Origin of the sequence: Microbispora corallina (assembly GCF_016863035.1) — a bacterium.
GTDB classification, from domain to species: domain Bacteria; phylum Actinomycetota; class Actinomycetes; order Streptosporangiales; family Streptosporangiaceae; genus Microbispora; species Microbispora corallina.
The window spans coordinates 1-15,649 of sequence record NZ_BOOC01000020.1; the positions used below are offsets into that span (position 1 = coordinate 1).

Sequence of the window (15,649 nt, forward strand, 5' to 3'; positions counted from 1 at the left end):
ACTTCAAAGCCCCTCTCGCCAGTCGTGGTGAGAGGGGCTTTTTGATCTCCACGGGGCCTCTAGTTGCAGTTCTAGTTGCAATTGCCTTCTTCAGTCCTCGCCCTACAGGGCGGCGCCCATGCGCTCGCTAGCGTCCTTCACCTGGGGACTGGCGATGTGGGTGTAACGCTCGGTGGTCGTCACCCGCGCATGACCAAGGATCTCTTGCACGACCCGGATGTGGACGCCTTGCTCGACGAGGAGTGTCCCAGCCGTGTGCCGAGCGTCATGGAGGCGGGCCTCCCTGACCCCGGCCTGACGCAGGAGCGCCTTATCGAGGTGCTCAGGGGCGAGCCGGTCGAGGCGGTGACGGCCGAGCAGCGGAATGATCCAGTACCCAGTCTTGGACCGGTAGTCGTCAAGGCGGCGGCGCGCCGCGCCGCCGCACTGCGGCCCCTCGCCCGCCCGCCGTCCGGGCGTGCGGCCTGGAGGCCGGTCCCGGCCGGCAGCGGCTCGGGCCGCTCGCCGCACATCTGCCGCGCCGTACCAAGCCACCGCGCCGACCGCCGGCGTCGCACCGCTCCGATTTACCGCCCAGCCGCTCCGGCATGATCTGATAGCCGGATCTCGGAAGGCTGAACAGATATGACCAGATCGGTTAGACACATCCTTGCTGCCCCCGCAGCTCTGTTGACGCTGATGGTCACCGCAGCATCTACACCCTCCGTCTCCTGGGTGTCGGATGCGGAATACGAAGCCACATGCCACTCCGACGCAGTCATACCTACCGAAGAGTGGGACCGTATACGCGGCGGAGAATGGGACCAGCTATACGACAAGATGATCCTCACGAAAACAGAGCCGACCAAGTCTGGAGCGACCAAAGCACGAAACGTCGTTCTCTGCAAGACAATCCACTGACCCCTTCCAGGCTCGTTATGCCTCCGGCGGGGTGCGCCTGCGGCAGGATGAAAGTGTGCGGCATGCAGACGAGCAAGAGGCACTTGCCCAGGGCAATTGGAGGCTCTTGCGTGAGGCCCTGACTCATCTGGCGCTGCCAGCCTCCGACCAGATCGAGTGGCTCGGGTCGGTGCTGTGCCCGGACGAGTTGGCCCTCGATTTCGACGGCGCTTATCAACCTTCCTGGCAGTCGCGGGAGGCCGGGTGGATCAGCGACGAGGTGGCGGGCTACCTCGACGAGATCGACGGACTCACTAACGACCTTACCGAGGAGGGCCCAGAGCCCTGGAGCGCCGCAGGATTGCAGTGCCATCCCACTTGGGAGCGCCTAAGAATCCTCGCTCTGGCCGCCCTTGCCCTCATGCCGCCAGCACCTTGGACCGGCCGAACAGTCGACTGATCGGCGGACCATTAGCGGGCCATTTAGCACGGTGACGAGGGGGCAACCACGGTCACTCATGACCGGCCCCGCGCCCAGGTCAGCGCCCCTACAGGCTGTGCTCCATGCAATTCCCAAGCTGACAGCGCGGACTTGATTCTCGTCAGCGGTCCTAAGGAGGGGCACGAGGCAGACAGGACAATCGGAGGCTGGGTGTGTGCCAGTTGTGCCAACGATGAGAGGACTGATGTGGCCGAAGCCCACGACGCCCTGCGGAACCACCTGGAGGACTTCTTCCGCGGACACCTGGTCGATTGCCTGCCGGGAGTCGCCGGCCCCATCGGGGAGCGGATCCCGGGATTCCGGATCTTCCGTATCGGGCCGGGGCCGCGATTCGGTGGTTGGACCTACGTAAGTTCAGGGTGCGCCGACATCGCCTCGGCCGACGGGCATGGCCTGGAGTTCGTCCTCACCGCGCGGACCGACGACTGGCAGCATCTTGAGTCGATGACCTGAACGCCTACTACCACGCCGGCCCTCCTCACCAGCGCCTTGATCACGGTCATGTCGTCCCGATCGGACGGCCGTGGTTCGCTGGCTCGGCGTGTGACCGATATCTGATCAGCCTGCCCTACCCCTTCGGCCCCGACTTCGAGGTCTGCGCGTGGGATGGCGGCCATGCCCGCATCCTATGGCTCCTGCCGATCACCCCGGCGGAACGCGACCTCATTATGAACGCCGGTTTGGAAGCCTTCGAATCGCTCTGCGAGGAGAAGCGAATTGACTACACCAACCCTCACCGGCCGTCAGTCGCCTGACGCTTCACGAGAAGGGACGACATCCGGAGCCGCACGTGACCACCCGGCTCGGGTTGCAGTTTGGGTTGCAGTTCAGCGCCGTACCATGCCGTTCCGAATAGATCAGCCGAGCACGTTGCTCCAGGTGGGACTGATCGGGACTGCCATGATCCGAGCTGCTGATGCGGTTTGGGTCTCAAGCCCATCCGGGGTTCAAATCCCCGAGCCTCCGCACTTCAAAGCCCCTCTCGCCGGCTTCGGCGAGAGGGGCTTTTGATCTCCAGGGCCCTGAGGGTCGCAGTTGTCGTTGCGACCAACTCTCGTATTCATAGACGAGTCGATGCTCTCCGGGATCTACGGCCTCGAATCACCCGCCTCCCACTCTCCGCTGTAGAAGATCTCCAGCTGAAGATGGGGATCGCCACTCTCGAACGGGATGGCGCTCGCGCTCTCAGCTATGCGATGCATGAGCGTCACTGAACGCACGAAGTCGTGAACGTTACGGCGCAGAAGAAGATCACTGTCGTGCCAGACGACCGCAACCTTAGGCTTCCCCCACTCCGGCAGGTCCCTGACGCAATCGTTGAAGGCATCCCAATTGCGGCCGTAGTAGTCGGGGAACTCCAGCGCCTTGCCGACCTCCTCCAGAAGATCCTCCTGGGAGCTGATCAGGCGACCGTCGAGCTCACAAAGCACGAAGCCGGCCTTCGCAAGCGCTGCAACCATGCCGGCCGTCGTTCTCTTCGGAACGAGGTAGGGCGGAGATGGCAACCCAGCGATCAGCTCTTCAACATCGACCCACTCGACACTCACCGGGCATACCTTCCGTAATGGCTCAAAGAAGCCGGGTCGGTCGGAATGACCGACAGGACGTCATCGTCCGCGACTGGTGACAGTCTCGGTGAGCATGAGGGCTCATCAGTTACGTCGGAGTTGGGCTGCTCGTTAGAAGCGGCTGTATCAGGCGGGGCCGACCTCGCTGATGTGGTATCGAAATACTTTCGCGTCGCGAATCATCGCTGTTTGGTCCTCGTTCGGTCCTGCGGTCCGAAAGGCATCGAGAGTCTCTCCGGATTCCCACCGCTCGTAAACGTTGATCCGCCCGGCGTCGATGAGGTCGGGGCTGAGCGCGAAGTCGAGGCAGCCGGACGAGGCTCGTGCCTGCTCGACCACGCTGATGCAGCCTTGAAGGTAGGAGTCACGAACACCGGGGTCCACACTGAGCCATCCGGAAATGATGATCACGTCGGCATCGTACAATCCGCCAACGACAGAACCGCAGCGTGCAGATCAGGCCATCGGCACGGACAGACGTAGTAGTCCCGAGACGCTGGGCGGTAACGAGCGGAAACCTCTCGGTGGGCCGCAGTGGTTGGTGGGCGCACACCCTGAACCACTATCCGCGTGATGTCGACGTCATGTCGCTGATCGAGATCATCGCGGACGGCCTGGAACTCGACCTGGCTCCCTACCTGTCCGTATGGGAGTCGACCACCACCGAGGCGGCGGCGCGTCACATGGCGTGGCTCATGAACGACTACACCCTCAGCGTCGCCCACGGTGCCGAGTGGTACGCCCTCCTGGACGACTGGATCAGAGGGCCGGCGCCCGCGGCGATCCTTGAGCGCGGGTTCTTCTCGGCCGGCTCGACGGAGGTCGCCCAGGAGCTCTCCGACGCGTTCGAGACCCACCACATCTGGAGCCGGCGCCGGTAACCTGCGCCCGGCCGCGTGGCCTGCAGTTTCGCCTGGTGGGCGACGGGTAGTGCCGGGGGCATGCGCGTCGGGAACACGGAGATCAGATTCCTGGGCGGCTGGGCCGGATGCCTGACCATGATCGTCCTGTCCGTGTTGCTCTCGATCGTGCTGACCGTCGTGATCAATCTGATCTTCCAGCCGTAGAGCCGACGCCCGGCATGCGCCGCGGGCCCACGGCCGACCCCAAGTGCCCCTTAAGTCGCGCAAAATGATCTTGCCAAGAATGTCCCAAGATCTGGTCTCTAGCGTCGTCAGCACAAGAACACGCCTGACGAACGAGGAGAGACGAAGCATGCGCACGCTCACGAAGACCGGTGCGATCGCGGCGGTGGCCGCCGCCTCACTGATGGGGTTCGGCGTCCCCGCGTTCGCCGAGAACACGGTGGTGGTGTGGAACTCGACCTCCATCGGCCCGACCATCACGACCACTCTGTCCCAGATCTGCCCCTCGACCGCCCCGTACCCGGTCAAGACCTCGGTCTCGTCTGGCACCAAGGACTCGTACAACTCCCAGTATCTGAACTACAAGAACCTGACGGTCGACGGCCGCGTCGTGAAGATGACGTTCACCAACTCCCAGTCGCTACAGGCCAAGCCCCAGGTCACCCTGTCGGTGAAGCTGGAGATCCTCTGCTCGAACGTGCCGCAGCCGCCCCTGAGCGGCGTCGAGCTGAAGCAGAGCACATCGATCGCCCCGGGCAGCGACGCCCTCGTCACCGTGAGCTGCCCGCCCACCCACTCCCGCGTCACCGGCCATGAGGAGCGGCACCCCGCCGGCGTCAGCGTCGTCGACTACGACCAGCAGGGGTCCTCGTACTGGGTCAGGTACCAGAACGACGACTTCCTGAACACGGCCTGGGCCGACCTCTACCTCACCTGTTCCGCCTAGTCTCCGGCGACCACGTTGACCTTCCCCTTCGGGGAGGCCGCACAGTGGTCGCGACCCGGGCAGCCGCCCGGAACGAGGGAGCCGTCCATGAGCCTGGTCAGCATCGGGGAGTTCGCCCGTCTGTCGCGACTGTCGCCGAAGGCGCTGCGCCTGTACGACGAGCTCGGCCTGCTGGTGCCCGCCCATGTCGACCCCGGCACGGGGTACCGCTGGTACGCGGTCACGCAGCTGGACCCGGCACGCCTGGCGGCCTCGCTGCGCCGGATCGGCGTGCCGCTGGCCCGGATCAGGGACATCCTGGCCCTGGAGCCGGCGTCGGCCGCCGGGGAGATCCGGTCCTACTGGGCCGGGGCGGAGGCCGAGCACGCCGCCCGGCGGGACCTGGTCGGTTCCCTCGTCGATCGTCTCGAGGGGAAGGATCACACCATGTACGAGGTCGACGTCCGCGACATGCCCGCGCGCCGCCTGCTCAGCATGATCCGGCGGGTCCACGAGGACGACCTGGTGCCGACCGGGCGGGAGCTGTTCATCCACCGGCTCCGGCGTGGCGGAGTCCCGCGCGTCGAGGGGATCGCGGGAGCGCCGTTCATCATTTACCACGGGGAGGTGAGCGGCGACAGCGACGGCCCGGTCGAGTGGTGCTGGCCCGTCCCGGAGGGCGAGGCCGCCGAGATCGCCGCCCGGTTCCCGGACCTCACCCTCCGTACGGAGCCCGCGCACCAGGAGGCGTACGTCGTCCAGGAGACGCCGGGGCAGTGGGCCGGGACGCAGGCCGTGAACGCCGTCGAGGCCCTGGCCGCGTGGGCGCAGCAGCGGCGGCGTGAGCCGTCCGGCGGTCTGCGGCTGGTCCTCGTCCCGAATCCGGCAAGTGAGGGACGGGGGCCGGACAGCCAGTTCGCCCTGCCGCTGCGCTGACCGCCGGGGATCACCGCTGAAAAGCCGGCCGGCTCAGTGGCGGTCGAGCTGACGCCTCATCGCGGGGAGGGCGAAGTCGCGCACACCGTCCAGCACCTCGTCGACCACGGCGGGATCCGGGGCCGTCCCCACCTCCCACCAGTGGTCATGGTCGCCGGGGAGGAGGCGGCCGATCCGCCTGTGCCACATCCACAGGCCGTAGAAGGTTGACGCGGCCGGGCGGGCCGGCAGCCCCCGTACCGATCTCTCCCGCTCCCACAGCTCCTTCGGCACCACGCTCAGGTTCACGGTGAAACTGACCAGCTCACGCGAGCTGAACGCCGACTTCTGGAAGCCCAGGAGCGCCCAGTGGCGGTCGTGGGGGAGCCGGTACAAGGGTCCTGATCCCACGAGGCCGAGCTCTCGCAGCGCCGGGGCGAAGTCCTCACGGAGCATCTGGCGGAAGGTTTCCTGCGCGGTCGCCACCCGACCATTCAACCGGCCGGCGGGCGGCCGGGGATCCCCGGACGACCCCTACTCCGGTCTCGGCATCCCCGAGCGGCCCGTCCCACAGGCGCCCGGGGACGCCGACCTCGATGGACTCGAGGCCGGCCGGAAGCCCTTATTGGGTCCTGCGGTAGGTCCACATCTCGGCCATCCGGTCGTCCTGGACCCGTACCAGCCAGATCAAGGGGGTCCCGGCCCCGTCCCGGCCGGCGGCGCCGACCACGGCGACCAGGTCGCCGTCGCCGAGCACGGCGTCGACCCGGAAGGTCAGGTCGGGCTGGGTCTCCCGCACCCGCTCGACGGCCCGGGCCACGCTCTCCGGCCCTCCGGCCTCGGGGTGGGCGTGGTCGAGCCAGTCCGGAGCGAGGACCTCGGGCGCGATGGAGGTGTCCCCGGTGTTCCACATCTCGAAGTAGCGGGCGACGACCTTACCGGCTGCGCTCGTCACGGTCGAGCTCCCTTCGCATGGGATCGCGTACGGCGGTGAGAGTGATCGGAACCAGGGTAGGTGGCGGGCCGCCGGGAGCCGACCGAGAGGACGTACGCCATGGGGACACGACCGGGGATGAGCCTCACGGCCACCGTTCTCGACGGCCCCGACCCGCACGCCCTGGCGGCCTTCTACCAGCGGCTTCTCGGCTGGCCCATCGGGGACCAGGAGCCCGACTGGGTCACGTTGCGCCCGGAGGGCGGCGGGCCCGGGCTGTCGTTCCAGCGGGAGCGGGCGTACGTCCGGCCGACCTGGCCCGCCGGGGACGGGGAGCAGCGGATGATGATGCACCTCGACATCGAGGTGGAGGACCTGGAGGCCGCCGGATCCCACGCGGCCGAGGCGGGCGCGACCCTGGCCGCCTTCCAGCCGCAGGACGACGTCCGCGTCTACCTCGACCCCGCGGGCCACCCGTTCTGCCTCTGGGTGCGCTGAGCCGCGCGGAGATCGCCTCCGGCGAGCGCTGATGCGAGGACGCGTTCTCACGGGGTATGACGCCTACGAACTGTCGTGCCCGAATGGCAATGAATGTCGTGATTGTGCCGTTCGGATGAGAATCGGGGGATCTCATGCTCAGACGGCTCATCGTCCTTCTCGCCGTCCTGGCCGGTATGTCGGCCGGTGGAACGGCCGTGCAGGCCGCAGCGGCACCCACGCCCACGGTAAGCGAGCAGGACAGGACGTTCCTCACCGAAGCCCACCAGGGCAACCTGTCGGAGATCCAGGCGGGGCGGGCCGCCCAGGAGCAGGCCACGAGCCAGGCGGTGAAGGACGCGGGCGAGCGCTTCGTCCGCGACCACACCACGCTCGACCGGCAGATCACCGAGGTCGCCGGAAAGCTCGGCGTCACGTTGCCGGACGAGCCGAGCGCCGAGCAGAAGGCCGCCCTCGAGAAGGTGAAGGCCAACAGCGGCGCCGCCTTCGACCGGGCATGGGTGGAGCAGGAGATCGGCGACCACCGCGCCGACCTGGCGGCGGGCCAGAAGCAGCAGTCGGAGGGCTCGTCCGAGCAGGTGAAGCAGCTCGCCCGGGACGCCGGCCCCGTGATCAAGGGCCATCTCGACCTGCTGGAGAACATCAAGGGCAGCGGCGGATGACCGTCCGAGCCGGGGTGAGGGGCGTGCGGCGTCCCTCACCCGTCTCGTGACAGGAGCCTGACGATCAGCCAGATGATGAGCGCCCATGAGGCAAGGCCGGCGAGGGTCACCACGACCAGTCCGCGCAGCCGGTAGCGCTTGCCGGGGGGCTCCCGCTCGTTCATCGTCCTCCCGTGGCAGGACGGCCTCTTCCCGTGCCGGCCTCCATGCCCCGCAGATACCCCGGCTTCGGCCGGCCTTCCCCTCGGGGCGATCACGCACGGAGATGTATCGGTCACGGACGATCACCGCATCCCCGCCCCCGCATGCGCCCCCGACGACAAGTGTGCGCACCGGCACCCCCTCGCGGGGGGCCGATGCGCACATTTGGCCTCCTCCGGAAGCGGCCGGCCTCGGGAGCGGCTACAGGAGCGCGCGCGGGTCCGCGTTCAGCCGGTGCGAGAGCCGTACGGTGATGAACTCGTCGTTGTCGGCCTTACCCGGGGTACGGCCGGACGAGAACGGGAAGTTGTTGTCGTTCAGGATGGCCAGCGTCCGGTCGTTCAGCAGGGCCACGTCCTCGATGGTCTGGAACGGGAACCGGAACGCCGGGCCGAAGCCGCCGAGGTTCCTGGGGTTCACGAGGTTCAGCAGGTCGGCCACGAGGGTCTTGTCCATCACGCCGTCGTGGTCGCGGTCGGAGCCGTCCACGAGGTAGACGCGCTTGAGCTTGGCGGCGTCGCCCTGCTCGTTGTCGCGCTCGATGATCAGGAAGCGGTGGTCGTCGACCGCGATCGCGTCACCGATGGAGTTGCCCGCGGCCTCCAGCCGGTACGTCCGCCACTTCGGCGCGTACGTGCCGGTGCGCAGGTCGAAGTCGTACATGCGCAGGTCACCCGGGGTGTCGCCGTCGACCGTGCCCTCCAGCAGCGGGTAGAGGTGGCGGCCGTCGACCGAGCGGGCCATGCCCTCGAAGCCCTTGCTGCTGCGGATGTTGGGCTGCCCGCCGTTAAGGTTCGGGTTCTCCGGGGCCATGACGCCCGGCAGCGGGATCGGGGCCTGCAGCAGGCGGCCGGACGGCGTGAAGTGCAGCAGGTACGGGCCGAACTCGTCGCCGATCCAGTACGTGCCGTCGAAGGCCCGCACGATCGACTCCACGTCGAAGTCGGCGCCGGTCAGCTTCCGGTCGGCCCGCGTCAGCGCGAAGGGCACCTTGTGGTCGGGGTCGGTCAGGTTGAACCCGCCGATCACCGAGACCTTCCCGGACTTGAGGTCGGGACGGATGTGGTGCACGCGCAGCAGGAAGTCCGCGCTGTTGGCCTTCTGGCCGTACCCGTTGTCCGACAGCACGTCGTACGTGCCGTCGTGCCGGTTGACGACGCCGCTGAAGCCCTGCACCGGCTGGCCCGGGAAGGGCAGCGTAATCCCGTTGACAGGGGCGGTCCCGGCCGCGGACCCGGACGGCTCGCTCCCCGGGACGTACGTCTCGGCCGGGAGGACGGCGAAGCCGGTCAGCCGCGCCTGGCCGAAGTCGGCGGGCTTGAGGTCGGCGGGCTTCGGGTCGGCGGGCTTGGGATCAGCCATCGCCGGGGTGGCCAGGCCCACGGTCAGGGCCGCGGCGCCCAGCATGATCGAAAGTCGTCTCATGCGGGGCACGTTAGGGACGCCGCGTGACAGACGGTGCAACAGCGTTCCGCGTGCAGGAGGCCAGAGTCATACGAGTTGAGCGTGGGCACCTGTCGTAAGGTGCCGTACATGCGGATCTTCACGGACCTCGCCGAGCTCAAGGCGGCCAAGGGCGAGCACCTCGGGTACACCGACTGGCGCGAGATCTCCCAGGAACGGGTGAACCTGTTCGCCGACGCGACCGACGACCACCAGTGGATCCACGTCGACGCCGACCGGGCCAAGGAGGGTCCGTTCGGCGGCACGATCGCCCACGGATACCTCTCTTTGGCGCTCGTGCCGTCGTTCATGCAGGAGCTGTTCCGGGTCGAGGGCATCCGCATGGCCGTCAACTACGGGCTGAACAAGGTCCGCTTCCCCCGCCCGGTGCCCGTCGGATCCCGGGTCAGGGCCGGCGCCGAGATCGTGGACGTCAAGGGCACCCCCGCCGGCACCCTGGCCAACCTCCGCGTGACGATCGAGGTCGAGGGCGCGGATCGGCCCTCCTGCATCGCCGAGACGCTCTCCCTGTTCGTGCGGGAGGACTGAGGTCCACTTGACCTGCGGGTGGCCGGATTATTGGCGCGAGCAGGGGTGTGGGGTCTGGTAGAGTTACACCCGTTGCCAGATCACCCCCTGGTGAGACAGGCAATCTGCGGCCGTAGCTCAATGGATAGAGCATCTGACTACGGATCAGAAGGTTAGGGGTTCGAGTCCTCTCGGCCGCGCAGCACGAAAGCCCAGATCATCAGCCGATGACCTGGGCTTTCTCGTGTTCCAGATCAGTTGCCGGTGTCCGGCTATGTCCGGCCGTCAGCCGTTGACTCCGGTTGATCTTTCCCGATGCCTTCCCACAGAGTCTCGCAGGCCGACAGCACACCGTGCCATTCCTTGGTCCAGTGCCGCAGACGGTCCCTGACGTTTCGACGGCTTTCCTCTGACGATGGGGCTTGTTCCCGTTACGGTCAGTGCATGCTGGTTATCGAGGCGGCCCGCCGGGGGTCGGCCGGAGGCGCGGCCACCGGGTTAGCGTCTGTGACGACTGCGGTGAGGGCTGCCAGGGATCCAGGCCGGGTCGGCCGGGATCGCACCCCAGGGTGTGTCAGATCGATCCCGACAGAATCAGGTCGGAGCCGATCCGTTTCCACGACGTCGAGCCGACGGATCAGCGCGCCGGCGCCTCCGCTGCGCCGGTCAGGCGGCTGAGCATTTCGACCCGTTGAGCGCGTACTCCACGGGCCGCGAGTTGGTGCCGGTCCAGGTGCCGATGAATCCGAAGGAGACGGTGGCCCCGCCCGCGATGTCCGGATTCCAGTCGGCGTGGGCGACCGTGGGGGACACGCCGTTGGAGACTTGGACGGCGTTCCAGATCTGGGAGATCGTCTGGCCGTTGGCGAAAGTGAAGGTGAGCCGCCAGCCGTGGACGGTGGTCTTGCCGGTGTTGAGGATCTTCACGTCGGTGTGGAATCCGCCGGGCCATTGGCTGTTAATGGTGTAGGTGACCGTGCAGCTGGTGGGTGGGAGCACGGTCGGGCTCGGCACGGGGACACCGTAGTCGAGAGTGTTGGGCGCCGGCGAGATGTTGCCCGCCGCGTCCAGGGCGCTGACCCAGAAAGTGTGGAGGCCGGGGGCGGCGATGCTGAGGGTCTGGCTGGTCGTGGTGCCCGGAACGGTGACGAACTCGGCGTGGACCGTCCCGCCGACCTCGTACCACTGGTGGCCGACCAGGTAGCTCACGACAGGCACGCTGCCGGCCTTGGCCCAACTCACGGTGGCGGTTGACCCGTTGACCGTCAGCATCTGATTGCCGGGGTAGCCGTACGGGTACCCACCAGACGGCGACGGCGACGGCGACGGCGGCAGGCAGGACGCCGACCAGCATCCCGTGGTGGCTTGGCCAAGTCCGGAGGCGTTGCCGGCAGCGTCCACGGCCGTGACCGTGTAGACCTCGTGCCCCTCAACGTGGCTGACCGCGAACGAGGTGCCCGTCACGAAGTAGCGGTAGAACTGTTCGGACTGGTTGATGTTGCGCAGGATGTAGTAGCCGACCACGCCGACGTTGTCGGTGGCGGGCGCCCAGCTGACCACGACGGTCGGTCCGCACTCGGTGAAGACCGGCCCGCCGTGCGGCGTGGGCGGCACGGTGTCGCCATTGGCCACGGCTGGGCTCGCCGTCCCCCATGGAATGAGCGCCGTCGGCGACGTGGGGCAGATGGTCGGCGTCGTGCTCGGGGTCGGCAGGACGCCTGCAGTGCTGCTCGGCGTGGGGGTGGCCGCTGCGGGAACTGCGGACTGGATGGTCGCCGCACCGGCAGTGCCGGCGACCAGCCCGATGCCGGCGACCACGGCGGCCAGCATGGCGAGCACGACGCTCACGGAGCGCGCACGCGGACGAGGCCGGGTGGGGGCAGCCTCGGGTACAGGTATGACAGGTTGGTGGGTCATTGGGGCCTCCGGGGGACGGCTTCAACAAGCGAACTCTCAACAAAGGCGGTCCCATACTACGAATTCGATCATCGACATGCGTTCATCATTGGATGCGCCTGGACAACCTCGTGCCAGCGTTCGGGGGAGAACGGTCAATGGGGCGCCGCGGGCGCGCTGTGAAGTCAGATCCTGTCGTCGTCCGGAATCGCGGCCGTGTCGTTTCAGATTCGAATTGTGTACGCGACGCCCTACGTGAGGGTGATCCCATGGGCTGCGGGCGGAACGGACTTAATCTCCCGGACCGGCCTCTCAGTGCTGGTGGACCGTGATCGGCCACAGCGCAAGGTGTACGCCGCACGGTGGGCGGTCGGCCAGGAAGATGCGGGCGCGGTCAGCAGCTGCGTGTGACCTTGAGGATGGTCGGGACCAGATTCCTGGAGCGTCTATTGACGCAACGCAGGCTGCCTCAAACACATCGCAGGCATCTGTCACGTCGTGACGAGCGGATGCTGTTCGGCAGTGAGAGCGGCTAGCCCCGTTTTCCGCAGGTCGGGTTGATTGGAAGGTCAGTTAACGGGTCCGGCCATCAGTCGTTGATCCGAGATGTCCCCTGACGGTCGTCTGGGTTCGCGCCCATGTCAGTCTCCGGTGACATGAGGGGTGGCCGGACCTTGATCATTCCCAATGCTTTCCCCGGACGGTCTCTATGGGGCGTATCGATGAACCTCATGCAGGTCACAGGCGTTACTGCTGCTTGCTGCGTCTCTCCCTACGGATCAGAAGGTCAGGGGTTCGAGTCCTCTCGGCCGTGCCACACGAAAGCCCAGCCGACATCGCCGTCCTCGACGCCGCGATCGCCCAGCAGATCACCCCGTTCGCAGACACGGTCGAACGCCTGGATGAGATCCCTGGCATCGGCCCGATCGCAGCCCAGGTAATCATTCCGGAGATCGGCCTGGACATGAGTCGCTTCCCCACCGCCAAACACCTCGCCTCCTGGGCCCGCTTCGCACCAGGAGTGAAAAAGTCGGCGGGTAAGAAGAAAGGCAGGGGTGCCACTGGTCCCGGCAACTCCTACCTGGCCCGCGTTCTGGGCGAGGCAGCCGTAACAGCCGGTCACACCGACACCTTCCTCGGCGAACGCTACCGGCGCATCGCCCGCAGGCGCGGCAACAAGAAAGCCGCCGTCGCGGTCGGCTTTCGCCGCCGCGGTCCCTGTGTAAGACCACACCGTCCACGGTGCCGCCCCTGGTGGCGGCGGCCATCTGCAACGCGGCGACGGTGAGGGCGGCGTCGTGGTGGGCGGAAATGGCGTAGCCGAGCATCCGGCGGGAGAACAGGTCCTCCACCGTGGCCAGATACAGCTTTCCCTCACCGGTGGGGATCTCGGTGACATCCCCGCACCACAGCACGTCCGGCGCGACCGCGGTGAACTGCCGCCGTACCAGATCAGGTGCCGCCACGGGCCGTTTCCTGGCCGTGGTCAGCCCTCGGGGTTTGCGGCGCTCGCGGGCGCACAGATCGTCCCGCTGATTCCGACGGCGACCCCTGACGGCAACGTCCCCTGTCGGAAGCACACGCCAGGCACCGTCAAGCAATTCCCTTGTCACACTGTCGACATTCACAGGGAGCACTCACCCACCGTTCGCTCAACATTAGCGTCCTGGTTGCCAAGGTGCCCGACACTTCTCAGCGACTACTGCCCGTGGTCTGCTGCGGGGACCTGCGAAGAGGACATCAACGTTGCGCAAGAATTGGCATGCGCCAATTACTTTGGTAATCGCGTTCCTGACCGCTGTTCCGCTTCTCGTCGCGGTGTCGCCCGCCTCGGCCGACGATCAGGTTCCGTCCACCGTGAAGATCAATGAGGTCGAGTCCAACGGCGGCACGCCGGGTGATTGGGTCGAGCTCGTCAACGTCGGCGCGAGCCCCGCCGATGTGTCCGGCTGGGTCGTCAAGGACAACGACGAGACGCACGTCTTCACCATTCCCGCGGGCACCACCATGGCCGCCGGTGCTTTCCTGGCGCTCGACGTCGATCCGGTCTTCGGGCTGGGCGGTGCGGACTCCGCCCGCCTGTTCCTGGCGGACGGCACCACACTGGTGGATTCCTACAGTTGGACCTCTCACGCCGCGACGACCTATGGCAGGTGTCCGGACGGTACCGGCTCCTTCGCCACCACCACAACATCCACCAAGGGCGCGGCGAACGACTGCTCCGGTCAGGCTTCCCCCTCCCCCTCCCCCTCCCCCTCCGCCTCGCCCTGGCCGGGCGGTGCCGCAGTGGCCGTCGCCGACGACGCCAACACCTTTGGTACCAACATGAGCGGCCTGGCCTACGAGGCGTCCGGCGGCTCGACGCCCGGCGTCCTTTGGGCGGTGCAGAACGGTCCAGGCACGCTGTACCGCCTGGGGCGCGGCCTATGACCCAAGCGCCTATCCGGGCCACGGCGACGGCCTGTTCTTCGTCGGCCTCGAAGCCAACGGCACCATCTACGCCTACGCGCTCGACCAGGCCGGCGGTGGATTCACCCGGGTCGCCACGATCGCGAGCGGGTTCCCCAGCGTGATGGACCTCCAATTCGAGCCCGAGACGAACCACCTCTGGGCGGTGTGCGACGACACCTGCACCGGCCGCACCGCGACGCTCGACATCAACGCCGGCGGGAAGTTCGCCGTCACCCATCTGTACGAGCGCCCGGGATCGATGCCCAACTTCAACAACGAGGGGTTCGCGATCGCGCCGCAGGCAGAGTGCGTGGACGGCCACAAGCCCGTCTTCTGGTCCGACGACAACAACGACGGCGGGCACGCGCTGCGCAGCGGAACGATCAACTGCACGGTCGTCGACCTCGACGGGGACAACGACGGCGTCAACGACGACGTGGACGTGACGTTCCCGCCGGGTACCTCGCAGGCGGGCGACCCGGCCAACGAGACGTTCTCCGACGCGCTCGCGGGCGGTGCCACGTCGGGCAGGATCTTGAGCCGGGGTGGCCGCACGCTGACGGTCTCCGACGCCCACAACCCCACAGGGGTACTGGTGAACGTCGGCGCCGGCTCCGCACCGGCGCAATTCCAGCTGGCTGGCAGCGGCGCGACGATCGCGCTGGGGAGAGGCTCCTACGAGCTCACCGGCTCGGGGAAGACCAGTACGATCAGGACGGTCGACGGCGAGCAGGCGGTCGTCACGGTGAGCGTGAACGGCCTGCCGATCACGCTCACCGTCGTGCAGGGCGGATCGGCCGCCTATACCGAGGCGTCGGCCAACGGCAGGGTCACCGGCCTGAGCGACATCCAGCGGACCGGGAGCGTCGGCGTCCGAGCGGACGGTGTGCCCGCGACCGCGTGCGCCGGCATCGTGATCCAGCACGTCATCGTCGCCGCGACCGGCAACGACCAGATCTCCGGTACCGGCGGCAACGACATGATCATCGGGCGGGGCGGCAACGACACGGTCAACGGCAACGGCGGCAGCGACTGCGTCATGACGGGAAGCGGCAACGACAAGATCACCACGACCGGCGGCAACGACTGGATCGACGCGGGCAGCGGCAACAACGTGGTCAAGGCCGGCGCCGGCGCGAACACCGTGGCGTCCGGCTCGGGCAATGACCAGATCACCACCGGCGACGGCGACGACACGGTCGACGCGGGCTACGGCAACAACACGGTGACCACCGCCGGCGGCGGCGACACCATCACGACCGGAAGCGGCAACGACGGCATCGACTGCGGTGACGGCGCGGACACCGCGCGGCCCGGCGGCGGCAACAACACCAACATCGGCAACGGATGCGAGACGTTCGGGACCTGATTGCGGTCGACT

21 protein-coding genes, 1 tRNA gene and 1 pseudogene are annotated in these 15,649 nt (G+C 67.4%); 14 read left to right on the forward strand and 9 right to left on the reverse strand.

The window, feature by feature from the left end; translation table 11 throughout:
• Nucleotides 1-102: 102 nt before the first annotated feature.
• Nucleotides 103-747 carry a tyrosine-type recombinase/integrase gene (locus tag Mco01_RS40075; RefSeq protein ID WP_307825613.1) on the reverse strand — a complete coding sequence of 215 codons (645 nt, stop codon included), beginning with the start codon at nucleotides 745-747 and terminating at the stop codon, nucleotides 103-105.
• A gap of 259 nt (nucleotides 748-1,006) precedes the next feature.
• On the opposite strand from Mco01_RS40075, the gene Mco01_RS20525 reads away from it, so the two are divergent.
• The 3 genes from Mco01_RS20525 to Mco01_RS40225 all read left to right on the forward strand — a co-directional run bounded on the left by Mco01_RS20525 (nucleotide 1,007) and on the right by Mco01_RS40225 (nucleotide 2,136).
• Nucleotides 1,007-1,339, forward strand: coding sequence for a hypothetical protein (locus tag Mco01_RS20525; protein ID WP_204058522.1), 333 nt, complete (start codon nucleotides 1,007-1,009; stop codon nucleotides 1,337-1,339).
• A gap of 228 nt (nucleotides 1,340-1,567) precedes the next feature.
• The gene (locus Mco01_RS20530; RefSeq protein ID WP_204058523.1) at nucleotides 1,568-1,834 is read left to right on the forward strand and encodes a hypothetical protein; all 267 of its coding nucleotides are present in this window, start codon (nucleotides 1,568-1,570) and stop codon (nucleotides 1,832-1,834) included.
• Nucleotides 1,831-2,136 (forward strand): suppressor of fused domain protein, encoded by a 306-nt coding sequence (locus Mco01_RS40225; protein WP_204058609.1) that lies wholly within the window; start codon nucleotides 1,831-1,833, stop codon nucleotides 2,134-2,136. Before Mco01_RS20530 ends, Mco01_RS40225 begins: the two co-directional genes overlap by 4 nt.
• 333 nt (nucleotides 2,137-2,469) lie before the next feature.
• Here the strand turns inward: Mco01_RS40225 and Mco01_RS20540 are convergent, their stop codons facing one another.
• Nucleotides 2,470-2,928, reverse strand: coding sequence for a barstar family protein (locus Mco01_RS20540; RefSeq protein ID WP_204058524.1), 459 nt, complete (start codon nucleotides 2,926-2,928; stop codon nucleotides 2,470-2,472).
• Nucleotides 2,929-3,075: 147 nt separating this feature from the next.
• A complete protein-coding gene (locus Mco01_RS20545) occupies nucleotides 3,076-3,360 on the reverse strand; it encodes a putative quinol monooxygenase (RefSeq protein ID WP_204058525.1) in 285 nt (94 codons plus the stop codon).
• 173 nt (nucleotides 3,361-3,533) lie between these two features.
• Between Mco01_RS20545 and Mco01_RS20550 the strand changes: the two genes are divergently transcribed.
• The 4 genes from Mco01_RS20550 to Mco01_RS20560 all read left to right on the forward strand — a co-directional run bounded on the left by Mco01_RS20550 (nucleotide 3,534) and on the right by Mco01_RS20560 (nucleotide 5,676).
• Nucleotides 3,534-3,830: a hypothetical protein gene (locus Mco01_RS20550; protein ID WP_204058526.1), complete on the forward strand. Its 297-nt coding sequence runs from the start codon at nucleotides 3,534-3,536 to the stop codon at nucleotides 3,828-3,830.
• 60 nt (nucleotides 3,831-3,890) lie between these two features.
• Nucleotides 3,891-4,016 carry a hypothetical protein gene (locus Mco01_RS39820; RefSeq protein WP_275410530.1) on the forward strand — a complete coding sequence of 42 codons (126 nt, stop codon included), beginning with the start codon at nucleotides 3,891-3,893 and terminating at the stop codon, nucleotides 4,014-4,016.
• A 148-nt stretch (nucleotides 4,017-4,164) separates the two neighbouring features.
• Nucleotides 4,165-4,761: a hypothetical protein gene (locus Mco01_RS20555; protein ID WP_204058527.1), complete on the forward strand. Its 597-nt coding sequence runs from the start codon at nucleotides 4,165-4,167 to the stop codon at nucleotides 4,759-4,761.
• Nucleotides 4,762-4,848: 87 nt separating this feature from the next.
• On the forward strand, nucleotides 4,849-5,676 hold the full coding sequence (locus tag Mco01_RS20560; protein ID WP_204058528.1) for a MerR family transcriptional regulator: 828 nt from the start codon (nucleotides 4,849-4,851) through the stop codon (nucleotides 5,674-5,676).
• A gap of 33 nt (nucleotides 5,677-5,709) precedes the next feature.
• On the opposite strand, the gene Mco01_RS20565 is transcribed toward Mco01_RS20560, so the two are convergent.
• Both Mco01_RS20565 and Mco01_RS20570 read right to left on the reverse strand, forming a co-directional pair.
• A complete protein-coding gene (locus tag Mco01_RS20565; RefSeq protein WP_204058529.1) occupies nucleotides 5,710-6,141 on the reverse strand; it encodes a DUF4304 domain-containing protein in 432 nt (143 codons plus the stop codon).
• Nucleotides 6,142-6,277: 136 nt separating this feature from the next.
• Nucleotides 6,278-6,610 (reverse strand): nuclear transport factor 2 family protein, encoded by a 333-nt coding sequence (locus Mco01_RS20570; RefSeq protein WP_204058530.1) that lies wholly within the window; start codon nucleotides 6,608-6,610, stop codon nucleotides 6,278-6,280.
• A gap of 99 nt (nucleotides 6,611-6,709) precedes the next feature.
• Here Mco01_RS20570 and Mco01_RS20575 point away from each other — a divergent pair, with 99 nt between their 5' ends.
• Nucleotides 6,710-7,087: a VOC family protein gene (locus Mco01_RS20575; protein ID WP_239103770.1), complete on the forward strand. Its 378-nt coding sequence runs from the start codon at nucleotides 6,710-6,712 to the stop codon at nucleotides 7,085-7,087.
• Nucleotides 7,088-7,221: 134 nt separating this feature from the next.
• The gene (locus Mco01_RS20580; protein WP_204058531.1) at nucleotides 7,222-7,749 is read left to right on the forward strand and encodes a DUF4142 domain-containing protein; all 528 of its coding nucleotides are present in this window, start codon (nucleotides 7,222-7,224) and stop codon (nucleotides 7,747-7,749) included.
• 35 nt (nucleotides 7,750-7,784) lie between these two features.
• On the opposite strand, the gene Mco01_RS39825 is transcribed toward Mco01_RS20580, so the two are convergent.
• Nucleotides 7,785-7,913 carry a hypothetical protein gene (locus Mco01_RS39825; RefSeq protein ID WP_275410532.1) on the reverse strand — a complete coding sequence of 43 codons (129 nt, stop codon included), beginning with the start codon at nucleotides 7,911-7,913 and terminating at the stop codon, nucleotides 7,785-7,787.
• A 238-nt stretch (nucleotides 7,914-8,151) separates the two neighbouring features.
• Nucleotides 8,152-9,375 (reverse strand): esterase-like activity of phytase family protein, encoded by a 1,224-nt coding sequence (locus tag Mco01_RS20585; protein ID WP_204058532.1) that lies wholly within the window; start codon nucleotides 9,373-9,375, stop codon nucleotides 8,152-8,154.
• Nucleotides 9,376-9,483: 108 nt separating this feature from the next.
• On the opposite strand from Mco01_RS20585, the gene Mco01_RS20590 reads away from it, so the two are divergent.
• Both Mco01_RS20590 and Mco01_RS20595 read left to right on the forward strand, forming a co-directional pair.
• Nucleotides 9,484-9,942 carry a MaoC family dehydratase gene (locus tag Mco01_RS20590; protein WP_204058533.1) on the forward strand — a complete coding sequence of 153 codons (459 nt, stop codon included), beginning with the start codon at nucleotides 9,484-9,486 and terminating at the stop codon, nucleotides 9,940-9,942.
• A gap of 106 nt (nucleotides 9,943-10,048) precedes the next feature.
• Nucleotides 10,049-10,121: transfer RNA gene (locus tag Mco01_RS20595), tRNA-Arg, on the forward strand.
• Nucleotides 10,122-10,587: 466 nt separating this feature from the next.
• Here the strand turns inward: Mco01_RS20595 and Mco01_RS20600 are convergent.
• Entirely contained in the window at nucleotides 10,588-11,769 is a 1,182-nt protein-coding gene (locus Mco01_RS20600) for a cellulose binding domain-containing protein (protein ID WP_204058534.1), read from the reverse strand.
• 757 nt (nucleotides 11,770-12,526) lie between these two features.
• Between Mco01_RS20600 and Mco01_RS20605 the strand changes: the two genes are divergently transcribed.
• Nucleotides 12,527-13,105 (forward strand): transposase, encoded by a 579-nt coding sequence (locus Mco01_RS20605; RefSeq protein ID WP_372444894.1) that lies wholly within the window; start codon nucleotides 12,527-12,529, stop codon nucleotides 13,103-13,105.
• On the opposite strand, the pseudogene Mco01_RS40230 reads toward Mco01_RS20605, so the two are convergent.
• Nucleotides 13,080-13,454: pseudogene (locus Mco01_RS40230) on the reverse strand (DDE-type integrase/transposase/recombinase); the annotation flags it as partial. The gene Mco01_RS20605 and the pseudogene Mco01_RS40230 overlap by 26 nt on opposite strands.
• Before the next feature lie 109 nt (nucleotides 13,455-13,563).
• On the opposite strand from Mco01_RS40230, the gene Mco01_RS20615 reads away from it, so the two are divergent.
• Together Mco01_RS20615 and Mco01_RS20620 are read left to right on the forward strand one after the other, a co-directional pair.
• The gene (locus Mco01_RS20615; RefSeq protein ID WP_204058536.1) at nucleotides 13,564-14,247 is read left to right on the forward strand and encodes a lamin tail domain-containing protein; all 684 of its coding nucleotides are present in this window, start codon (nucleotides 13,564-13,566) and stop codon (nucleotides 14,245-14,247) included.
• 142 nt (nucleotides 14,248-14,389) lie between these two features.
• Nucleotides 14,390-15,637, forward strand: coding sequence for a calcium-binding protein (locus tag Mco01_RS20620; RefSeq protein ID WP_239103781.1), 1,248 nt, complete (start codon nucleotides 14,390-14,392; stop codon nucleotides 15,635-15,637).
• Nucleotides 15,638-15,649: the final 12 nt, after the last annotated feature.